Origin of the sequence: Robiginitalea aurantiaca, assembly GCF_030380815.1 — a bacterium.
Taxonomy (GTDB): Bacteria; Bacteroidota; Bacteroidia; order Flavobacteriales; family Flavobacteriaceae; genus Robiginitalea; species Robiginitalea aurantiaca.
The window spans coordinates 73,836-93,606 of the sequence record NZ_JAUDUY010000008.1; the positions used below are offsets into that span (position 1 = coordinate 73,836).

Sequence of the window (19,771 nt, forward strand, 5' to 3'; positions counted from 1 at the left end):
GGAGTTATTAATTAAAATTTACAGCTTATGAAAGTAACTACCCAATCCGTCAATTTTAATGCAGAAGGATCACTTTTGGATTTCATTCAAAGACGCATGGATAAGCTAGACCTGTTCTACGACAAAACTATTGGGGCAGATGTCTTTTTAAAGGTCATTAATACGAGTGAAAAAGCAAATAAAATAGCAGAGGTAAAATTGCACGTTCCGGGGGATGTTTTTGTGGTAAAGAAAAAATGCAAATCCTTTGAGGAAGCTGTCGATTCTGCCTGTGGCTCCCTGGAGCGAAAACTCGTCAAAAAGAAAACAAAACCTAAGGTTCTCTACTCTCCAAAAATTTCGTGAAATTGTTTTGATTAAATAAATAATTATCTACATTTGCAGTCCGTTAGAAATAGCGGACTTTTTTATGCGATAAAAAGGGGTAAAACGCCGATGTAGCTCAGCTGGCTAGAGCAGCTGATTTGTAATCAGCAGGTCGTGGGTTCGAGTCCCTCCATCGGCTCAAAAGTTCATTTGTTATTAGGGTTGGGGGAGATACTCAAGCGGCCAACGAGGACAGACTGTAAATCTGTTGGTTTTTACCTTCGCAGGTTCGAATCCTGCTCTCCCCACAAAGATTCTGAACCGGATGTTCAGGATTGTCGGACGAAGTGTGGGGATACACGGGTTCGGATGTTCTTTGATGGTGATAATTTATATTTAGAATCACCTTGTTTTGTGAATATATAATGCGGGAGTAGCTCAGTTGGTAGAGCGTCAGCCTTCCAAGCTGAATGTCGCCGGTTCGAACCCGGTCTCCCGCTCCAAGACCTTGGGTGCAGTTGGTAAATGAGCGTTGCCCGGTGGAATTCCGGCGCGATTTGCAGATTTCCTAACGCCCGAAAAGCCGACGTAGCTCAGGGGTAGAGCGTTTCCTTGGTAAGGAAGAGGTCACGGGTTCAATTCCCGTCGTTGGCTCAAAAAAAAACAAGTGTGCAGTTTACCGGCGCACTTACCGAAAACCGATTTTAAGAGGTTACCTTAAAATTATTACACTTTTAAAATAGGAATTCGGGTTTAATAGATTGTACACTAATATAAACTAAGATTAAATCATTTAACAATGGCTAAGGAGACTTTTAATCGTTCCAAACCGCACTTAAACATCGGCACTATTGGACACGTAGATCACGGAAAGACCACCCTTACTGCCGCTATCACAAGTGTGCTGGCAGGTGACGGGCTGTCTGAAACAAGAAGCTTTGATTCTATCGATAATGCCCCTGAAGAAAAAGAGCGGGGTATTACGATCAACACGTCCCACGTGGAGTACGAAACGGCAAATCGCCACTATGCTCACGTGGATTGTCCTGGTCACGCGGATTATGTGAAAAACATGGTTACTGGTGCTGCTCAGATGGACGGTGCAATTTTGGTTGTTGCTGCGACTGACGGCCCTATGCCTCAAACTCGTGAGCACATCCTCTTAGGACGCCAGGTTGGAATTCCACGTATCGTTGTTTTCCTCAATAAAGTCGACATGGTTGATGATGAGGAGCTGCTCGAGCTTGTTGAGATGGAAGTTCGTGAATTGCTTTCGTTCTACGAGTACGACGGTGACAACACTCCTGTTATTTCCGGATCTGCTTTGGGTGCGCTTAACGGAGAAGGTAAATGGGTAGACACAGTTAAAGAACTGATGGCTTCTGTTGACGACTGGATCGAGTTGCCTAAGCGTGATGTCGATAAGGACTTCCTTATGCCAGTTGAAGATGTATTCACCATTACGGGTCGTGGAACTGTTGCTACAGGTCGTATCGAAACGGGTGTTGCAAATACAGGAGATCCTGTTGAAATCATCGGGATGGGAGCTGAAAAAATGACTTCTACTATCACAGGTGTTGAGATGTTCCGTAAAATCCTCGACAGAGGTGAAGCCGGAGATAACGTTGGTATCCTCCTTCGCGGTATTGAGAAAAAGGATATCAAAAGGGGAATGGTTATTTGTAAGCCAGGCTCTGTAACTCCTCACGCTAAGTTTGAAGCAGAGGTGTATATCCTCAAAAAAGAAGAAGGTGGACGTCACACTCCATTCCACAATAATTACCGTCCTCAGTTCTACGTTCGTACCACGGACGTTACCGGAACGATAGTTCTGCCTGATGGGGTTGAAATGGTAATGCCAGGAGATAACCTGACAATTACTGTTGACCTGCTGCAGCCTATCGCCTTGAATGTAGGTCTTCGTTTCGCAATTCGCGAAGGTGGACGTACAGTAGGAGCTGGTCAGGTAACCAAAATTCTTGATTAAGAAATCTTAATTGGGTTTTGAAAACAGTGAAGGGTCCCGTCCTGATCCATATCGGGAGGGCACCCTTTCACTGTAATTACGGGTGTAGCTCAGTTGGTAGAGCACTGGTCTCCAAAACCAGGTGTCGGGAGTTCGAGCCTCTCCTCCCGTGCTTAGAGCAATTTTCAAGGACATTTAGTACGGGTCCGATAAATATTTTTAAGGTTTAGACCTGAAATAATAGCGAGAAAACATGGTAACGTATATCAAGGAATCTTACGAGGAACTGAAAAATCACGTAACCCTGCCTTCGCGGGCGGAGGCTTCAAACCTGATGGTTATCGTAGCTGTTTTTTCCATTTTGTTTGCCCTTGCGACCTGGGGGGTGGACTCGTTGTTCTCAAAGCTTATTCAATATTATTTTAACGCTTTAATCGGTTAAGGGGCTATGGCAGAGGAATTGGAGCGGAAATGGTATGTAGTTCGTGCAGTAAGCGGACAGGAGAATAAGATCAAAGGGTATATTGAAAGTGAGGTTGAGCGCCATGGTTTTGGTGATTACCTGGAAGAAGTTCTCGTCCCTACCGAAAAGGTCATTCAAATCCGCAAAGGAAAAAAGATCAATAAAGAACGCGTCTACTACCCGGGCTATATTATGGTGAAGGCCTATTTGACGGGGGAGATGATCCACGTCATCCGTTCGATCACCAACGTGATTGGATTTTTAGGTGAGACCAAAGGAGGAGATCCGGTGCCTTTAAGAAAGGCAGAAGTAAACCGGATGTTAGGAAAGGTAGATGAACTGGCGGTCACAACAGATTCAGTGGCAATCCCATTTATTATGGGTGAGACAGTTAAAGTTATTGACGGGCCTTTTAACGGGTTCAACGGTACGGTGGAGCGGATAAATGAAGAAAAGCGCAAGCTCGAGGTGATGGTGAAGATTTTTGGTCGAAAGACCCCGTTGGAGCTGAGTTATATGCAAGTAGAAAAAGTTTAGGATAATACTGTTACGCTTAAAAGTGAAGTTGCTTCCAATTTGACTCACTTTTACCGCCCGAAAGGAATTAGCTGTTACGAGCTTTTTTAAGGAGGGCAAAAGACCGGCAAATGCAGGTCGTAGTTGTAAATAAATGAACAATGGCAAAAGAAGTAAGTAAAGTAGTTAAACTACAAGTCAGGGGAGGTGCTGCGAATCCGTCGCCACCGGTTGGACCCGCTTTAGGTGCTGCCGGCGTTAACATCATGGAGTTCTGTAAGCAGTTTAATGCGCGTACGCAGGACAAACCGGGTAAAGTTCTACCTGTTGTTATCACCGTATATGCCGACAAGTCATTCGACTTTGTCGTCAAGACACCGCCAGCGGCAGTTCAGCTATTGGAAGCGGCAAAGACAAAAAAGGGTTCCGGCGAACCGAATCGCGTGAAATCAGGCAGTGTGACATGGGATCAAATCCGTACCATCGCAGAAGATAAGATGGTGGATTTAAATGCCTTCACTGCTGAATCTGCAATGAGTATGGTTGCAGGCACGGCGCGTTCAATGGGAATCCGGGTATCCGGAAAGCGTCCCTTCTAAAAACTGAAAAGCACTTTTAAGATGGCAAAATTAACTAAGAAGCAGAAAGAGGCTGTGGCGAAAATTGATCGCGACAAACTCTATTCTCTGGAAGAAGCCTCTGAGCTAATCAAGTCGATCACAAACGTCAAGTTTGACGCCTCTGTTGATCTGTCTGTACGGCTGGGAGTGGACCCTCGCAAAGCGAATCAGATGGTTCGTGGAGTGGTAACCCTTCCCCACGGTACGGGAAAGGATGTAAAAGTTCTTGCACTTGTTCCACCGGACAAAGAGGCGGAAGCCACTGAGGCTGGAGCGGACTTTGTAGGCCTGGATGAGTATCTGGAAAAGATCAAGGGAGGTTGGACTGATGTTGATGTGATCATCACCATGCCAAGCGTGATGGGTAAACTGGGACCTTTAGGACGGATCTTAGGACCCCGCGGTCTGATGCCAAACCCTAAAACAGGTACAGTTACTATGGATGTATCCAAGGCGGTTTCTGAAGTAAAGGCAGGTAAAATCGATTTCAAAGTAGATAAAACAGGTATTGTTCACGCGGCAATAGGGAAGGTTTCTTTTTCTCCTGACAAGATCGCTGGCAATGCCAAGGAATTGATTGATACCCTGGTGAAAATGAAGCCGGCTGCATCTAAAGGGGTGTACATGAAGAGCATCTTTATGTCCAGTACCATGAGTCCGAGTGTTCAACTGGATCCGAAAGCGGTCTAATTTAAAACAGGGAAAATGACCAGAGAAGAAAAAGCAACGGTAATTGAGGACCTGACGTCCCAGCTTTCTGACAACAGTACGATCTATCTCGCCGATATATCGGGTCTTGATGCAGGAACGACCTCGGCACTTCGCCGCGCTTGCTTTAAAGCAAATATCAAACTGGCTGTAGTTAAAAACACACTATTGGCCAAGGCAATGGAAGCTTCTGATAAGGAATTCGGGGAATTACCTGAAACCCTCAAAGGAAATACTTCCTTAATGTTCTCCGAAACCGGTAATGGCCCGGCCAAGCTGATCAAGACATTTCGAAAGAAATCCGACCGGCCTTTGCTCAAGGGTGCTTTTATCGAGGAGGCAGTATTTATTGGGGACGACAAGCTCGAAACATTAGTGAGCATTAAGTCCAAGGAAGAGGTTATTGCAGACATTGTTGCGCTGCTTCAGTCTCCTGCCAAAAACGTTATTTCCGGCCTGAAATCCGGAGGTGGCAAATTAGCGGGAATCCTGAAAACCTTGTCCGAAAAATAATTTTGTTCGCACTATTAACCTAAGTATAAATTAATTCGATTTTTAAAACGATAGTAAAATGGCAGATTTAAAAGAATTCGCAGAACAGCTTGTTAATCTTACCGTAAAAGAGGTAAATGAATTGGCTGATATCCTTAAGGAGGAGTATGGCATCGAGCCTGCTGCTGCCGCTGTAGCTGTAGCCGGAGGGGCTGCTGCCGGAGCTGATGGTGGTGAGGCTGCTGAAGAGCAAACTGAGTTTGATGTAGTTCTTACTGCAGCTGGTGGTTCCAAACTGGCCGTTGTAAAACTTGTTAAAGAACTTACAGGTCTTGGCCTTAAAGATGCTAAAGAAATCGTCGATAGCGCTCCTAAAGCTGTTAAAGAAGGAGTTTCTAAAGATGAAGCTGAAGGAATCAAAAAATCTCTGGAAGAAGCAGGAGCGGAAGTTGAGCTTAAATAATTGCTTTAACCATATGGTTTAGGTTTAGGTCTTTCTGCCTTTCGGGCGGCTAGACCTAAACCCTTTTTTACTATGTATATAAAGGTATATACAGCCTGTTCAGTATTCACGATCTAAATTTGGTCCCTAGATGTTCACACCACAGACTGAAAGAATTAGTTTTGCCACCGCTAAGAATATACCGGAATACCCGGATTTCTTGGATATTCAGATTAAATCCTTTCAAGACTTTTTCCAGCTTGAAACCAAATCTGACGAAAGGGGAAATGAAGGCCTGTACAAGACCTTTATGGAGAACTTTCCAATAACAGATACTCGGAACCAGTTTGTACTGGAGTTTCTCGATTACTTCATCGATCCGCCAAGGTATAGCATACAGGAGTGCATTGAGCGCGGACTCACCTACAGTGTCCCTTTAAAGGCACGTCTTAAATTATACTGTACGGATCCGGAACACGAGGACTTTGAAACTATTGTTCAGGATGTGTATTTGGGTACTATTCCCTACATGACTCCTAGTGGTACTTTCGTGATCAATGGAGCTGAACGTGTTGTGGTATCCCAATTGCACCGTTCACCCGGGGTATTCTTTGGGCAGTCATTCCACGCCAACGGAACGAAATTATATTCTGCAAGGGTCATTCCGTTTAAAGGTTCGTGGATTGAATTCGCCACGGATATCAATAGCGTGATGTACGCATACATCGACCGGAAAAAGAAATTACCGGTAACTACGCTGTTCCGCGCCATCGGTTTTGAGCGGGACAAGGATATTCTGGAGATTTTTGACCTCTCCGAAGAGATTAAAGTCACCAAAACGGGACTTAAAAAAATACTGGGACGCAAACTGGCTGCCCGTGTTCTGAAAACATGGCATGAGGATTTCGTGGACGAAGACACTGGAGAAGTGGTTTCAATCGAACGGAACGAAATCGTCCTGGATCGTGATACGGTTCTTGAAAAGGATCATCTGGATATGATCCTTGAAACCGATGTGAAGACAATACTGCTTCACAAGGAAAACAATGCCCAGAGCGATTACGCCATCATTTACAATACCCTGCAAAAGGATCCGACGAATTCGGAAAAAGAAGCAGTGGAACACATTTACCGCCAACTGCGTAATGCTGAGCCACCAGATGAGGAAACGGCCAGGGGAATCATCGACAAGCTTTTCTTTTCAGACCAGCGTTACAACCTCGGTGAGGTTGGACGGTACAGGATGAACAAGAAGCTTGGTCTGGATATCGGAATGGATAAGCAGGTGCTTACCCGTGAAGATATAATCACCATTATAAAGTATTTGATTGAGCTGATCAATTCCAAAGCAGAGATCGATGATATCGATCACCTTTCTAACCGGAGGGTACGTACTGTTGGGGAACAGCTTTCTTCCCAGTTTGGTGTTGGACTGGCCCGTATGGCCCGTACCATTCGCGAGCGGATGAATGTCAGGGATAATGAAGTATTTACCCCTATTGATCTGATCAATGCCAAAACCCTGTCATCGGTTATCAATTCATTTTTCGGGACCAATCAGCTGTCCCAATTTATGGATCAGACGAACCCATTGGCGGAAATTACCCATAAGCGGAGACTCTCAGCATTGGGGCCTGGCGGTCTTTCAAGGGAAAGGGCAGGATTTGAGGTACGGGATGTCCACTACACACATTACGGACGGCTTTGCCCGATTGAAACGCCGGAAGGTCCGAATATCGGACTGATTTCCTCCCTGTCGGTCTTTGCCAAGGTGAACCCTATGGGATTCCTGGAAACACCGTATCGCACCGTTGAAAACGGAAAGGTGGATATTGAAAATTATACCTTCCTGAGTGCAGAAGAGGAAGAGGGTATGAAAATTGCCCAGGCGAACATTCCGCTGAAAAGCAATGGTACGATAGATACTGAAAAGGTCATTGCGCGTATGGAAGGGGATTTTCCTGTGGTAGATCCGAAAGAGGTGAACTACACTGATGTGGCCCCCAACCAGATCGCTTCAATTTCCGCTTCCCTGATTCCATTCCTCGAGCACGATGATGCAAACCGTGCCCTGATGGGCTCAAACATGATGCGTCAGGCCGTACCACTACTCAAACCTCAGTCTCCGATTGTAGGGACAGGTCTTGAGCGGCAGGTGGCTACGGACTCACGTGTACTTATCAATGCTGAAGGGGATGGAGTGGTTGACTACGTCGACTCTAAGAAGATCACCATCAAGTATAAGCGCACAGAGAAAGAGCGTCTGGTTAGTTTTGAGCCGGATTCAAAAACCTATGAGCTGATTAAATTCCGCAAAACGAATCAGGGGACAAGCATAAATCTCAAACCTATTGTCCGCAAGGGTGACAAGGTCAAAAGGGGACAGGTGCTCTGTGAGGGATACGCCACTGAAAAAGGGGAACTCGCTCTGGGTCGTAATCTTCAGGTAGCCTTTATGCCCTGGAAGGGATACAACTTTGAAGATGCGATTGTAATCTCTGAGAAAGTGGTTCGTGAGGACATCTTCACGTCCATACATATCGATGAATACGCCCTTGAGGTTCGGGATACAAAACTGGGAGCTGAAGAGCTCACCAATGACATCCCAAATGTCTCTGAAGAGGCGACCAAGGACCTGGATGAATACGGGATGATCCGTATCGGGGCCGAGGTAAAACCTGGGGATATTCTGATTGGAAAAATCACACCTAAAGGAGAATCGGACCCAACACCTGAAGAAAAACTTCTCAGGGCCATTTTTGGGGATAAGGCCGGTGATGTGAAGGATGCTTCATTAAAAGCACCTCCTTCCCTGAATGGAGTGGTTATCGATAAGAAACTTTTCTCGCGTTCCATTAAGGATAAGAGAAAGCGGAACGAAGATAAAGAGGCCATTTCCAATCTGGAGATGGAGTACGAAGTGAAGTTCCAGCAGCTTAAGGACGTACTGGTTGAGAAACTTTTCCAACTAGTGGGTGGTAAAACCTCCCAGGGCGTTTTGAATGATCTCGGTGAAGAAGTGCTTCCGAAGGGTAAGAAATACACCCTGAAGATGATGAACTCCGTGGATGATTTTGCACACCTGGTAGGAGGTAGCTGGACAACGGACAAGGATACCAACGCTTTGGTAGCCGACCTCCTTCACAACTACAAGATAAAACTGAATGACCTGCAGGGGAACCTGCGAAGGGATAAATTCACAATTTCTGTCGGGGATGAACTTCCTGCAGGGATTATGAAACTTGCCAAGGTGTACATCGCCAAAAAGCGCAAGCTGAAAGTAGGGGACAAAATGGCTGGACGTCACGGGAACAAAGGTATTGTTGCTCGTATCGTTCGTCAGGAAGACATGCCGTTCCTGGAAGATGGAACGCCTGTCGATATCGTCCTGAATCCTCTGGGGGTTCCTTCGAGGATGAACATTGGCCAGATCTATGAAACCGTCCTTGGATGGGCAGGTCAGAAGATCGACAAGAAGTTTGCGACGCCGATTTTTGACGGGGCGACCCTTGATGAGATCAACGCGTATACAGATGACGCAGGTATTCCAAGATTTGGGCATACTTATCTCTATGATGGTGGAAGCGGGGAGCGTTTTCACCAGCAGGCGACCGTTGGGATCATCTATATGCTCAAACTCGGCCATATGGTAGACGATAAGATGCACGCCAGATCCATTGGGCCATACTCCCTGATCACGCAACAACCCCTGGGTGGTAAAGCCCAGTTTGGTGGACAGCGATTTGGAGAAATGGAGGTATGGGCTCTGGAAGCCTATGGTGCTTCATCCACGCTGAGAGAGATCCTCACTGTGAAATCTGACGATGTAATCGGTCGAGCAAAGACTTATGAGTCCATCGTGAAAGGCGAGAGCATGCCAGAACCCGGATTGCCGGAATCCTTCAATGTACTGATGCACGAACTCAAGGGATTGGGTCTGGACATTCGACTGGAGGAGTAAGTCAGTTTTTTAAACAATTAATTTTAGCAGCATACTATAATGGCTCGACTAAAGGACAATACAGCAGTAAAGCGGTTTAATAAGATTTCGATAGGCCTGGCTTCACCCGAGGCCATCCTTGCAGAATCAAGAGGCGAAGTCCTTAAACCCGAAACTATTAATTACCGAACGCACAAGCCGGAGCGCGATGGTCTTTTCTGTGAGCGTATTTTCGGACCTGTAAAGGATTATGAATGCGCCTGTGGGAAATACAAACGGATCCGCTACCGCGGGATCGTATGTGATCGTTGTGGGGTAGAAGTGACAGAGAAAAAGGTGCGAAGGGACCGGGTTGGACATATCAACCTTGTGGTTCCGGTTGCCCATATCTGGTATTTCCGTTCCCTCCCCAACAAAATTGGCTACCTCCTGGGACTGCCTTCTAAGAAACTCGACATGATCATCTACTACGAAAGGTACGTAGTCATTCAGCCGGGAATCGCAAAAGGCCCTGATGGAGATGAACTTCATAAGATGGATTTCCTCACTGAGGAGGAATACCTCAATATCCTTGAGACCATTCCGCCAGAGAATCAGTATCTGGACGACAGTGACCCCAACAAGTTTATCGCGAAGATGGGTGCGGAATGTCTTATCGATCTGCTTTCGCGTATCGATTTGAAAGAGCTCTCATTTGAACTGCGCCATAAAGCACATACAGAAACCTCTAAACAACGGAAGACTGAAGCGCTGAAAAGACTTCAGGTTGTTGAGGCGCTTCGCGAATCGCAGGACAACCGTGAGAACCGGCCTGAGTGGATGATCATGAAGGTGATTCCAGTCATTCCACCGGAATTACGACCCCTCGTACCCCTGGATGGAGGGCGTTTTGCCACCTCTGACCTCAATGATTTGTACCGCAGGGTGATTATCCGGAATAACCGTCTGAAAAGACTGATGGAGATTAAAGCTCCTGAGGTTATCCTCCGGAACGAGAAGCGTATGCTTCAGGAAGCTGTGGACTCTCTCTTTGACAATACACGGAAATCCTCGGCTGTAAAGACTGAATCCAACCGGCCGTTAAAATCACTTTCCGATTCACTGAAAGGAAAACAAGGTCGTTTTCGTCAGAACTTGCTCGGAAAACGTGTTGACTATTCTGCACGTTCGGTAATTGTGGTAGGTCCTGAAATGAAGCTTTACGAATGTGGTCTTCCAAAGGATATGGCTGCGGAACTCTACAAGCCGTTTGTTATACGCAAGCTTATCGAACGGGGGATTGTTAAAACCGTTAAGTCTGCCAAGAAGATTATCGATAAAAAGGAACCCGTGGTTTGGGATATTCTGGAGAATGTCCTGAAGGGCCATCCCGTTTTACTGAACCGGGCTCCTACGCTCCACCGATTGGGTATTCAGGCGTTCCAGCCCCGATTAATTGAGGGTAAGGCAATACGACTGCACCCCTTGGTTTGTACGGCGTTTAATGCGGATTTTGACGGGGATCAGATGGCGGTGCATTTGCCATTGGGTCCTGAGGCAATCCTTGAAGCTCAGCTGTTGATGCTCGCTTCGCATAACATCCTTAACCCCGCCAACGGGTCTCCGATTACGGTACCTTCCCAGGATATGGTACTCGGTTTGTATTACATGACTAAGGAGCGGAAGTCAACCAAAGAGTTCCCTGTATTGGGAGAAGGGTTAACCTTCTACAGTCCGGAAGAAGTTGAGATAGCTTATAATGAGAACCGGGTTGCACTCAATGCTCCTATTAAGGTCCGTGTAAAGGATTTTAATGAAGCAGGTGAGCTCAAATTGCAATTAATCGAAACCACCGTAGGTAGGGTGCTGTTTAATTCAGTAGTCCCAGAGAATGCCGGATTTGTGAACACGGTACTCAATAAGAAGGCGCTCCGGGATATTATCGGAACGATCCTCTCCCTTACAGACGTGCCGACCACGGCCGATTTCCTCGATAAGATCAAGACAATGGGATATGATTTTGCCTTCAGGGGTGGACTCTCCTTCAGTCTTGGGGATATCATTATCCCAAAGGAGAAAATCGAGATGATTGCCGATGCCAATGAGCAGGTGGATGGCATCATGATGAATTACAACATGGGACTGATTACCAATAATGAGCGGTACAATCAGGTCATTGATGTATGGACCTCGACCAACGCAATGTTGACCGAAATGGCCATGAAGCGGATCCGTGAAGATCAGCAGGGTTTCAATTCAGTATATATGATGCTGGATTCCGGAGCCCGGGGCTCTAAAGAGCAGATTCGCCAGCTCACCGGTATGCGTGGACTGATGGCCAAACCTAAAAAGTCTACCGCAGGAGGGGGCGAAATTATTGAAAACCCAATTCTATCCAACTTTAAGGAAGGATTGTCCATTCTGGAATATTTCATCTCTACCCACGGTGCGCGTAAAGGTCTTGCGGATACTGCCCTTAAAACAGCAGATGCGGGTTACCTGACGCGTAGGTTGGTAGACGTTTCCCAGGATGTTATCATCAATATTGAAGATTGTGGCACGCTTCGGGGGATTGAAGTGGAGCCCCTGAGGAAAAATGAGGAAATAGTGGAAACACTCGGAGAACGTATTCTCGGCAGGGTTTCCCTACACGATTTATACCATCCGATCACTGAGGAATTATTGCTGACGGCAGGACAGGAGATCATGGAGGCAGATATCGCAAAGATTGAAGCCTCTCCGATAGAACGCGTCGAAGTGCGTTCCCCCCTAACCTGTGAGGCTACTCAAGGGATTTGTGGTAAATGTTATGGCCGTAATCTTGCGACCAATAAGATGGTTCAGCGCGGTGAGGCCGTTGGTGTCGTTGCTGCTCAGTCCATCGGTGAACCTGGAACTCAGTTAACGCTTCGTACCTTCCACGTAGGTGGTATTGCAGGTAACATTTCAGAAGAGAGTAAACTCGATGCCAAGTTCGATGGGGTTGCAGAAATCGAAGATCTCAGGATGGTCAAGGGAACGGATACGGATGGCAATGCCGCCCAGATTGTGATCTCCAGAACTTCCGAGATCAAGATCGTCGATGCCAAAACAGGAATCACCCTGAGTACAAACAATATTCCTTATGGTTCACAGCTCTTCATCAAAAATGGAGGCAAGGTGAAAAAAGGAGATGTTATATGTAAATGGGACCCATATAATGGGGTCATTGTTTCTGAATTCCCTGGAGCAATCGCTTATGAAAATATCGAACAGGGGGTTACCTATCAGGTAGAAATCGATGAGCAAACCGGATTCCAGGAGAAAGTGATTTCTGAATCCCGGAATAAAAAACTGATTCCGACCCTTCATATTAAGGACAATAAGGGAACTATTTTAAGGTCTTATAACCTTCCGCTTGGATCTCACCTGATGGTTGACGATGGTGAGAAAATAAAAGAAGGGAAGATTCTTGTTAAAATCCCAAGAAAATCGGCCAAAGCAGGTGATATTACCGGAGGTCTTCCAAGGGTAACCGAGCTTTTTGAGGCGAGGAATCCTTCTAACCCAGCTGTAGTAACTGAGATTGATGGTGTAGTTTCCTTCGGTAAGATCAAACGAGGAAACCGTGAGATCATCATCGAATCCAAGACAGGTGAGATCAAGAAATATCTCGTAAAACTCAGCAATCAGATTCTGGTACAGGAGAACGACTATGTCCGCGCGGGTATGCCGCTTTCGGACGGGTCCATAACTCCAGAAGATATTCTTCGAATCAAAGGCCCTTCTGCAGTTCAGCAGTACCTGGTAAATGAGGTTCAGGAAGTTTATCGCCTCCAGGGTGTGAAAATCAACGACAAGCACTTTGAAGTGGTTGTGCGTCAGATGATGCGAAAGGTTCGGATTCAAGATCCGGGAGATACTACATTTCTTGAGAATCAATTGGTTCATAAAGATGATTTCATCACCGAAAATGATGAAATCTTCGGACAGAAAGTTGTCGAGGATTCAGGGGATTCAGAGAATCTCAAACCTGGGCAGATCATTAGTCTTCGTGACCTTAGGGATGAAAATTCCCTGCTCAAGCGATCTGATAAGGTTCTGGTGACTGCCAGGGACGCTGTTGCTGCAACTGCGACTCCAGTGCTTCAGGGAATAACCAGGGCTTCGCTCCAGACCAAATCATTTATTTCTGCGGCTTCCTTCCAGGAGACAACCAAAGTATTGAATGAGGCTGCTGTAAGCGGTAAGGTCGATGCGCTTGAAGGCTTAAAGGAGAATGTGATCGTCGGTCATAGAATCCCTGCCGGAACGGGCATGCGCGACTATGAGAACATCATTGTAGGTTCCAAGGAGGAATACGATGAGATCATGGCTCGTAAAGAGGAAATGAAGTTTTAAACTTATGTTCTAACTCAAACCCCTGACCAGTTGGTCGGGGGTTTTTAGTTTTAATATCAATTATGGCAGAAAAAGAAGAACAGCCACAAGGGCAAAAACAGCTCAATATTGAATTGGATGAGCAAACGGCTGAGGGAACCTATTCTAATCTGGCAATAATCAATCATTCCGTATCGGAATTTGTCGTTGATTTTATAAGTGTGATGCCAGGAAGACCCAAGGGAAAAGTTAAAAGCCGTATTATTCTTACGCCTCAGCACGCGAAAAAATTTCTCAAAGCGCTCAACGATAATGTGAAGCGGTTTGAAGATGTCCACGGGCACATTAAGGATTATGATCAACCGCCAATACCCATGAATTTTGGCCCTACAGGAGAGGCCTAAATGGAAAACCGCGCTTAAAAGGCGCGGTTTTTTTTTGCCCTTGCCGTGTAACAGATGGGTGTTTCATTCGTCGATTTATTCAAGGAATAAATTTATGCTACGAACCGTAATACCTTTTCTTTATCTGGTTTTAGTTATCAGTGGCGCATGGGCCCGGGAGATGCCACCTGCGGGATCAGATCAGTATCATGTGACATTCAATACGGCCAACCCGGACCGGATTCGGGTAAAAGCTGAGATTACCATATCGGATTCTTTATTGTATATGAGTCCTTATGGTCCAATGCCGGAACGATGGCCTGACTTTATTCGGAATATCAGGGCTTCAAATAGCGATGGAGCGGAGATTGTGCTGCTCAGGGAGGCAGATGGAAAGGGTTGGGTGTTTGAGGAGTATCTCATAGGGCAGACTGCAGTTCTGGAGTATGATATGGTTCTCGAACACGAAGGTCAGGATTGGCCTGGAGGTATTGATGGGGTAGCCTATGTTCGGGAATGGGGTATTATGGCTACAGGACGATCCCTATTTGTAATGAACGGAAAATCGAAAAGGAGGATCAGGGTTTCTTTTAGTACACCTGCATCCTGGAACGTTTCTGTGCCCTGGGTTTCCATTGATGGAGCTGACAACACATTCCGCGTTGGGGATCTCACGGAACTTCAGGAGAGTTTTATTTTTGCGGGCACCCACCAGGAAACTGAAATAAAGCGGGAGGATTTTACGATGAAATTTGTTCTCGGAGGCCCTTCCGTTCTACAGCAACAAAAGAGGTTTGCTGAGCTCGCATCCGACATCATGGATTACTATATAGGTCTGATGGGTGGAATTCCTAAACCGGGACCCGGAGAAGTGATGTCTCAATGTCTGGTAATCATAAGCCAGGCAGACTCAGTAGATGGCGAAGTTATCGGAAATAATATCAGCATGTTTATGGACCCGGATGGACCCGAATTCAATCAAATGATCGGCTGGTTTATGTTTGCTCATGAGTTCTTCCATTTGTGGAATGGGAAAACCCTTCGGTTTACTTCTACAAACACGGACTGGTTTAAAGAAGGAGTAAGTAATTATTATACCATGAAAGCCCTGTATCAAACAGGTTTTGCGAGTGAAGAGGTCATACTGGCAATGCTCAATAACCTGTTCTATCAGCGTTATACTCATGATCCCGGGTATGGGTCGTTACCACCATATAAAGCCGCTTCTGGTTTCGATAAGGACAAACACTGGGGGCTGATTTATGGAGGTGGATTGTTTGTGGGCATCGCCTTGGATATGGAAATCCGTAACAGAACTCAGAATGAGGCCAGTCTGGACAAGCTTATGCGCAACTTTTACGAGGTTTATGGCGGGACAGAAAATACGATAGACCAGGATGATATCCTTGGAAAAGTTAACAAATTGGGAAATACCGATTTTGAGGCGCTACTCTCAGATCATATTTTGGGAACAGAACCCATTTCCCTGAAACCTTATCTCAAATACGCCGGTGTAAACGCAGATGATCTCGATAACCAATTAAAAATCCATCACTTTCCTGATAAGTCTCCTTTGCAAAAAGATATTTGGAACGGATTCTTAGGGGGAAAGTAGGCTTTCCCAGAGGATACCTTAACTTTTGAACTCTGGATCAAAATCCCGCTGTTTAATCGAACTCTGAAGTAAAATGCAACTGCACGGTGGGGTACTTTTGTTGGGTCATCTGAAGGGAAAAGGCCGAATCGGCTAAGAAAACAAGTTGTCCTCTTTTGTCTTTAGCCAGAAATTTCTGTTTAACGCGCAAAAACTCCTGATACTCTTCAGTGGGTTGCGCCTGTGGAGCCACCCAGCAGGCCTTATAGACCGGGAAATTTTCATAAGTACACTTTGCCCCGTATTCGTGTTCCAGACGGTACTGGATTACTTCATATTGCAAGGCTCCAACGGTTCCTATTACTTTACGACCGTTTAATTCAAGGGTAAACAATTGGGCTACACCCTCATCCATCAGCTGATCAATACCTTTGGCCAGCTGCTTGGCCTTCATCGGATCTGCGTTGTTGATATACCTGAAATGTTCAGGAGAAAATGAGGGAATCCCCTTATAGTGCAATTCCTCCCCTTCCGTAAGCGTGTCGCCTATTTTGAAGTTCCCCGTGTCGTGCAACCCGACGATATCTCCGGGAAAAGACTGATCGATAATCGCTTTCTTTTCAGCAAAAAAGGCATTGGGACTCGAAAACTTCAAGGACTTGCCGAGCCTGACGTGCAGGTATGGCTTATTGCGTTCAAAGGTGCCGGAAACGATTTTTACAAAGGCAAGGCGGTCCCTGTGTTTTGGATCCATATTCGCGTGAATTTTAAACACAAAGCCCGTCATTTGCTTCTCATCGGCAGCAACTAAGCGCTCTTCGGCCTTTTTAGACCTGGGGGTTGGCGCAATATCTACGAAACAATTCAGAAGCTCCCGAACCCCGAAATTATTCAAAGCCGAGCCAAAGAAAACGGGTTGCTGGGTTCCCGCCAGATAGGCTTCCCGGTCGAAAGGAGGATATACGCCCTCAATGAGTTCGAGGTGCTCCCTGAGCTCTTGAGCATCCTTTTCCCCAATGAGTTCCTCCAGTTCTGGACTGTTAATATCCTCAATAGAGATGGTGTCCTCTATATGCTGTTTGCTTTCACCCTGAAAGAGCAGGATATTCTGCTCGTAGATATTATAAATCCCCTTAAAGTCATACCCCATGCCAATTGGAAAGCTCAGCGGGCTTACCTGAAGGCCTAGTTTTTGTTCCACTTCGTCCATAAGGTCGAAGGCATCCTTTCCTTCCCGGTCGAGCTTGTTGATAAAGACGATCATTGGGATGTTGCGCATTCGGCAAACCTCAACGAGTTTTTCGGTCTGTTCCTCTACGCCTTTGGCAACATCGATCACCACAATTACACTGTCAACCGCAGTCAGGGTCCGAAAGGTATCCTCCGCGAAATCCTTGTGTCCCGGGGTATCCAGGATATTTATTTTTTTGTCCTTGTAATAAAATGCCAATACAGAAGTGGCCACAGAAATTCCACGTTGCCGCTCAATTTCCATGAAGTCACTTGTCGCCCCTTTTTTGATTTTGTTGCTTTTAACAGCACCGGCTTCCTGGATCGCTCCCCCAAAAAGCAATAGCTTTTCCGTCAGGGTTGTCTTTCCTGCATCCGGGTGAGAAATGATACCAAAAGTGCGACGTTTCTGGATTTCCTGCTTAAAATTCACGGGTATAAAATTTGCGCAAAAATACCATAATTAGAAGGATTTATCGTGTAAGTGAACTCAAAACAAAATTTCGGAAAAATTCTACCTATATTGTAGTAATCTTAGCAGGAATCGGACCTGATCGATAAAGTGTTCTTTGCATCGTTATCCTGATTTTCCAGGTTAGTCAAAAAATGTCAATTTCATCGATTAACTGAGATGGATATTGGGCCCCCGGGTGATTTGTCGAATAATGAAGTCTTTGAAAGAGTTGTGAATAAATTCAAATGTAATCCATTGGCTACAAGTAATATTAGAGGTAATTTGCGCCTTGAAAGTACTTTCCCCGAAGTGATTTCCAAAAACCTACAGTGTCACTTGGTATGAAATTACCGTAAAATGGCGATGTATGAAACAAAGTTACCTTAGCATCCATACTTGTACGCAAAGACTGTTGCTCATTCTTCTTGGGTTGCACCTGACGATTACGACAGCTGCGGCCTCGGCCCTTCCTGCAGAGGGTGATGTTGTACTTACCCCAACTAATTTTGATAAGGATGGTGATGGGGTACCTGATGCAACGGACATAGATGATGACAATGATGGTATAATAGATGCAAACGAAGATCCCGACCTGGATGGGGATGCAAATCCCGAAACGAATCCGCTGGATACAGATAATGATGGCATTCCAAATTATCTGGATATAGATTCTGATAATGATGGGATTTTGGATAATGTCGAAGCTCAGCCAACACATGGTTATATCGCACCTTCTGGCGTCGATACAGACGGGAATGGATTGGATGATGCTTATGAGGAAACTCCAGGTAGCTGTGATGGTCTGATCCCTATGGACTGGGACACCGATTCTGTTCCGGATTATCTCGATATCGATTCTGACAATGATGGCATACTTGATAATGTGGAAGCCCAGGGCAGTGAAAACTATCAGGAACCATGCGATCTTGATGCTGACGGGAATGGTCTTGATGACCATTATGAAACCACCCCAGGCGCCGGAGAGGGACTTAGTCCAGAAAATTCAGATGGAGACTGTGATCCGGATTTCCGGGATATTGATTCAGATAACGATGGTATTCTCGATAATGTGGAAGCACAGGAAAGTGGGAGTTTTCAGGAACCCTGTGACCTGGATGCAGATGGAAATGGTTTGGACGATCATTATGAAACATCTCCGGGAGCAGGTGAGGGATTAACTCCTGAAAACACGGATGGAGATACAAAACCTGACTTCCGTGACATCGACTCCGATGACGATGGCATACCGGATAATGTGGAAGCCCAGAGTACAAATGGGTATATTCCGCCCAGTGGGGTAGATAGTGATCACGATGGTCTTGACGATGCCTACGCAGGGAGCGGTGATCCCGGTCTGACCCCCGAAAACACAGATGGGACGGATGATCCCGATTTTCGCGACGGGGATTCGGACAACGATCTGGTACCTGACAACAATGAGGGCAACGACTTTAACTTCGACGGACAGCCGGACTGGACCTTTACAGGGACAGACACGGATGGTGATGGTCTTGACGACGGGTATGAGGGCAGTGAAGTAAATGACCCTTTTGATGTCAACGACGAGATCGATGATCCGGCCAACGACCTTCCCGATACGGACGGAGAGGGCGATGTAAATTACAGGGACCCTGACGATGACGGGGACGGTACAGATACCTCGGATGAAGATACCAATGGTGACGACGATCCAACCAACGATGATACGGATAATGACGGTACCCCGGATTATGTGGATCCCACAGATAATTCTGGTCCTGACTCTGATGGAGATGGTGTTCCGGATGCAAATGATGCGGACAGTGATAATGACGGTATTCTGGATACCGTAGAGGACGCCAATACAGATGGGGATAATGATCCCAATACGAATCCTACCGATACAGATGGTGACGGCGTTCCTGACTTCCGGGATATTGACTCTGATGATGATGGTATACCGGATAATGTAGAGGCTCAGAGCACCGATGGGTATGTACCTCCCAGTGGGGTTGACAGCGATGGCGATGGTCTTGACGATGCCTACGCAGGTAGCGGTGATCCGGGTCTGACCCCTGTAAACACAGATGGAACGGATGATCCGGATTATCTGGATCCCGATTCCGACAACGATCTGGTGCCTGATAATAATGAAGGCAACGACTTTAACTTCGACGGACAGCCGGACTGGATTTTTACAGGTACAGACACGGATGGTGATGGTCTTGACGACGGGTATGAGGGTAGTAATGTAAACGATCCCTTCGATGTCAACGACGAGATCGATGATCCGGCCAACGACCTGCCCGATACGGACGGAGAGGGCGATGTAAATTACAG

13 protein-coding genes, 5 tRNA genes and 1 pseudogene are annotated in these 19,771 nt (G+C 46.1%); 18 read left to right on the forward strand and 1 reads right to left on the reverse strand.

From position 1 onward, the window contains the following. Positions 1–27: 27 nt before the first annotated feature. From hpf to QU605_RS13085, 17 genes are all read left to right on the forward strand, one after another. On the forward strand, positions 28–345 hold the full coding sequence (hpf, locus tag QU605_RS13005; RefSeq protein WP_289725758.1) for a ribosome hibernation-promoting factor, HPF/YfiA family: 318 nt from the start codon (positions 28–30) through the stop codon (positions 343–345). Positions 346–431: 86 nt separating this feature from the next. After that, positions 432–505, forward strand: a tRNA-Thr gene (locus tag QU605_RS13010). Positions 506–531: 26 nt separating this feature from the next. Further along, positions 532–614, forward strand: a tRNA-Tyr gene (locus QU605_RS13015). Between the two features lie 119 nt (positions 615–733). Then, positions 734–809: transfer RNA gene (locus QU605_RS13020), tRNA-Gly, on the forward strand. Between the two features lie 79 nt (positions 810–888). Continuing rightward, positions 889–960 (forward strand) — tRNA-Thr (locus QU605_RS13025). A 145-nt stretch (positions 961–1,105) separates the two neighbouring features. Beyond that, the gene (tuf, locus tag QU605_RS13030; RefSeq protein ID WP_289725759.1) at positions 1,106–2,293 is read left to right on the forward strand and encodes an elongation factor Tu; all 1,188 of its coding nucleotides are present in this window, start codon (positions 1,106–1,108) and stop codon (positions 2,291–2,293) included. A 78-nt stretch (positions 2,294–2,371) separates the two neighbouring features. Continuing rightward, positions 2,372–2,444: transfer RNA gene (locus QU605_RS13035), tRNA-Trp, on the forward strand. An 81-nt stretch (positions 2,445–2,525) separates the two neighbouring features. Further along, positions 2,526–2,714 carry a preprotein translocase subunit SecE gene (secE, locus tag QU605_RS13040; RefSeq protein WP_289725760.1) on the forward strand — a complete coding sequence of 63 codons (189 nt, stop codon included), beginning with the start codon at positions 2,526–2,528 and terminating at the stop codon, positions 2,712–2,714. A gap of 6 nt (positions 2,715–2,720) precedes the next feature. Then, the gene (gene nusG, locus QU605_RS13045; protein WP_289725761.1) at positions 2,721–3,272 is read left to right on the forward strand and encodes a transcription termination/antitermination protein NusG; all 552 of its coding nucleotides are present in this window, start codon (positions 2,721–2,723) and stop codon (positions 3,270–3,272) included. Positions 3,273–3,412: 140 nt separating this feature from the next. Further along, positions 3,413–3,850, forward strand: coding sequence for a 50S ribosomal protein L11 (gene rplK, locus QU605_RS13050; protein ID WP_289725762.1), 438 nt, complete (start codon positions 3,413–3,415; stop codon positions 3,848–3,850). 21 nt (positions 3,851–3,871) lie between these two features. After that, positions 3,872–4,561: a 50S ribosomal protein L1 gene (gene rplA / locus QU605_RS13055; RefSeq protein ID WP_289725763.1), complete on the forward strand. Its 690-nt coding sequence runs from the start codon at positions 3,872–3,874 to the stop codon at positions 4,559–4,561. A 15-nt stretch (positions 4,562–4,576) separates the two neighbouring features. Continuing rightward, positions 4,577–5,092: a 50S ribosomal protein L10 gene (rplJ, locus tag QU605_RS13060; RefSeq protein WP_289725764.1), complete on the forward strand. Its 516-nt coding sequence runs from the start codon at positions 4,577–4,579 to the stop codon at positions 5,090–5,092. Positions 5,093–5,150: 58 nt separating this feature from the next. Further along, positions 5,151–5,534: a 50S ribosomal protein L7/L12 gene (gene rplL, locus QU605_RS13065; RefSeq protein WP_289725765.1), complete on the forward strand. Its 384-nt coding sequence runs from the start codon at positions 5,151–5,153 to the stop codon at positions 5,532–5,534. A 130-nt stretch (positions 5,535–5,664) separates the two neighbouring features. Beyond that, entirely contained in the window at positions 5,665–9,474 is a 3,810-nt protein-coding gene (gene rpoB / locus QU605_RS13070) for a DNA-directed RNA polymerase subunit beta (RefSeq protein ID WP_289725766.1), read from the forward strand. 39 nt (positions 9,475–9,513) lie between these two features. Next, positions 9,514–13,812 (forward strand): DNA-directed RNA polymerase subunit beta', encoded by a 4,299-nt coding sequence (gene rpoC / locus QU605_RS13075; RefSeq protein WP_289725767.1) that lies wholly within the window; start codon positions 9,514–9,516, stop codon positions 13,810–13,812. A 62-nt stretch (positions 13,813–13,874) separates the two neighbouring features. Continuing rightward, positions 13,875–14,195, forward strand: coding sequence for a DUF3467 domain-containing protein (locus tag QU605_RS13080; RefSeq protein ID WP_289725768.1), 321 nt, complete (start codon positions 13,875–13,877; stop codon positions 14,193–14,195). Positions 14,196–14,289: 94 nt separating this feature from the next. Continuing rightward, positions 14,290–15,789 (forward strand): M61 family metallopeptidase, encoded by a 1,500-nt coding sequence (locus tag QU605_RS13085; RefSeq protein ID WP_289725769.1) that lies wholly within the window; start codon positions 14,290–14,292, stop codon positions 15,787–15,789. Positions 15,790–15,841: 52 nt separating this feature from the next. Here QU605_RS13085 and QU605_RS13090 read toward each other — a convergent pair whose 3' ends face one another. Beyond that, positions 15,842–17,431 (reverse strand): peptide chain release factor 3, encoded by a 1,590-nt coding sequence (locus tag QU605_RS13090; protein ID WP_289725770.1) that lies wholly within the window; start codon positions 17,429–17,431, stop codon positions 15,842–15,844. 388 nt (positions 17,432–17,819) lie between these two features. Here QU605_RS13090 and QU605_RS13095 point away from each other — a divergent pair. Beyond that, a pseudogene (locus QU605_RS13095) lies at positions 17,820–19,771 on the forward strand (gliding motility-associated C-terminal domain-containing protein); the annotation flags it as partial.

What these genes read in the sequence shown, in the direction of transcription:
- hpf (WP_289725758.1), top strand. Translation starts at nt 28, where the DNA reads ATGAAAGTAACTACCCAATCCGTCAATTTTAATGCAGAAGGATCACTT.
- tuf (WP_289725759.1), top strand. Translation starts at nt 1,106, where the DNA reads ATGGCTAAGGAGACTTTTAATCGTTCCAAACCGCACTTAAACATCGGC.
- secE (WP_289725760.1), top strand. Translation starts at nt 2,526, where the DNA reads ATGGTAACGTATATCAAGGAATCTTACGAGGAACTGAAAAATCACGTA.
- nusG (WP_289725761.1), top strand. Translation starts at nt 2,721, where the DNA reads ATGGCAGAGGAATTGGAGCGGAAATGGTATGTAGTTCGTGCAGTAAGC.
- rplK (WP_289725762.1), top strand. Translation starts at nt 3,413, where the DNA reads ATGGCAAAAGAAGTAAGTAAAGTAGTTAAACTACAAGTCAGGGGAGGT.
- rplA (WP_289725763.1), top strand. Translation starts at nt 3,872, where the DNA reads ATGGCAAAATTAACTAAGAAGCAGAAAGAGGCTGTGGCGAAAATTGAT.
- rplJ (WP_289725764.1), top strand. Translation starts at nt 4,577, where the DNA reads ATGACCAGAGAAGAAAAAGCAACGGTAATTGAGGACCTGACGTCCCAG.
- rplL (WP_289725765.1), top strand. Translation starts at nt 5,151, where the DNA reads ATGGCAGATTTAAAAGAATTCGCAGAACAGCTTGTTAATCTTACCGTA.
- rpoB (WP_289725766.1), top strand. Translation starts at nt 5,665, where the DNA reads ATGTTCACACCACAGACTGAAAGAATTAGTTTTGCCACCGCTAAGAAT.
- rpoC (WP_289725767.1), top strand. Translation starts at nt 9,514, where the DNA reads ATGGCTCGACTAAAGGACAATACAGCAGTAAAGCGGTTTAATAAGATT.
- QU605_RS13080 (WP_289725768.1), top strand. Translation starts at nt 13,875, where the DNA reads ATGGCAGAAAAAGAAGAACAGCCACAAGGGCAAAAACAGCTCAATATT.
- QU605_RS13085 (WP_289725769.1), top strand. Translation starts at nt 14,290, where the DNA reads ATGCTACGAACCGTAATACCTTTTCTTTATCTGGTTTTAGTTATCAGT.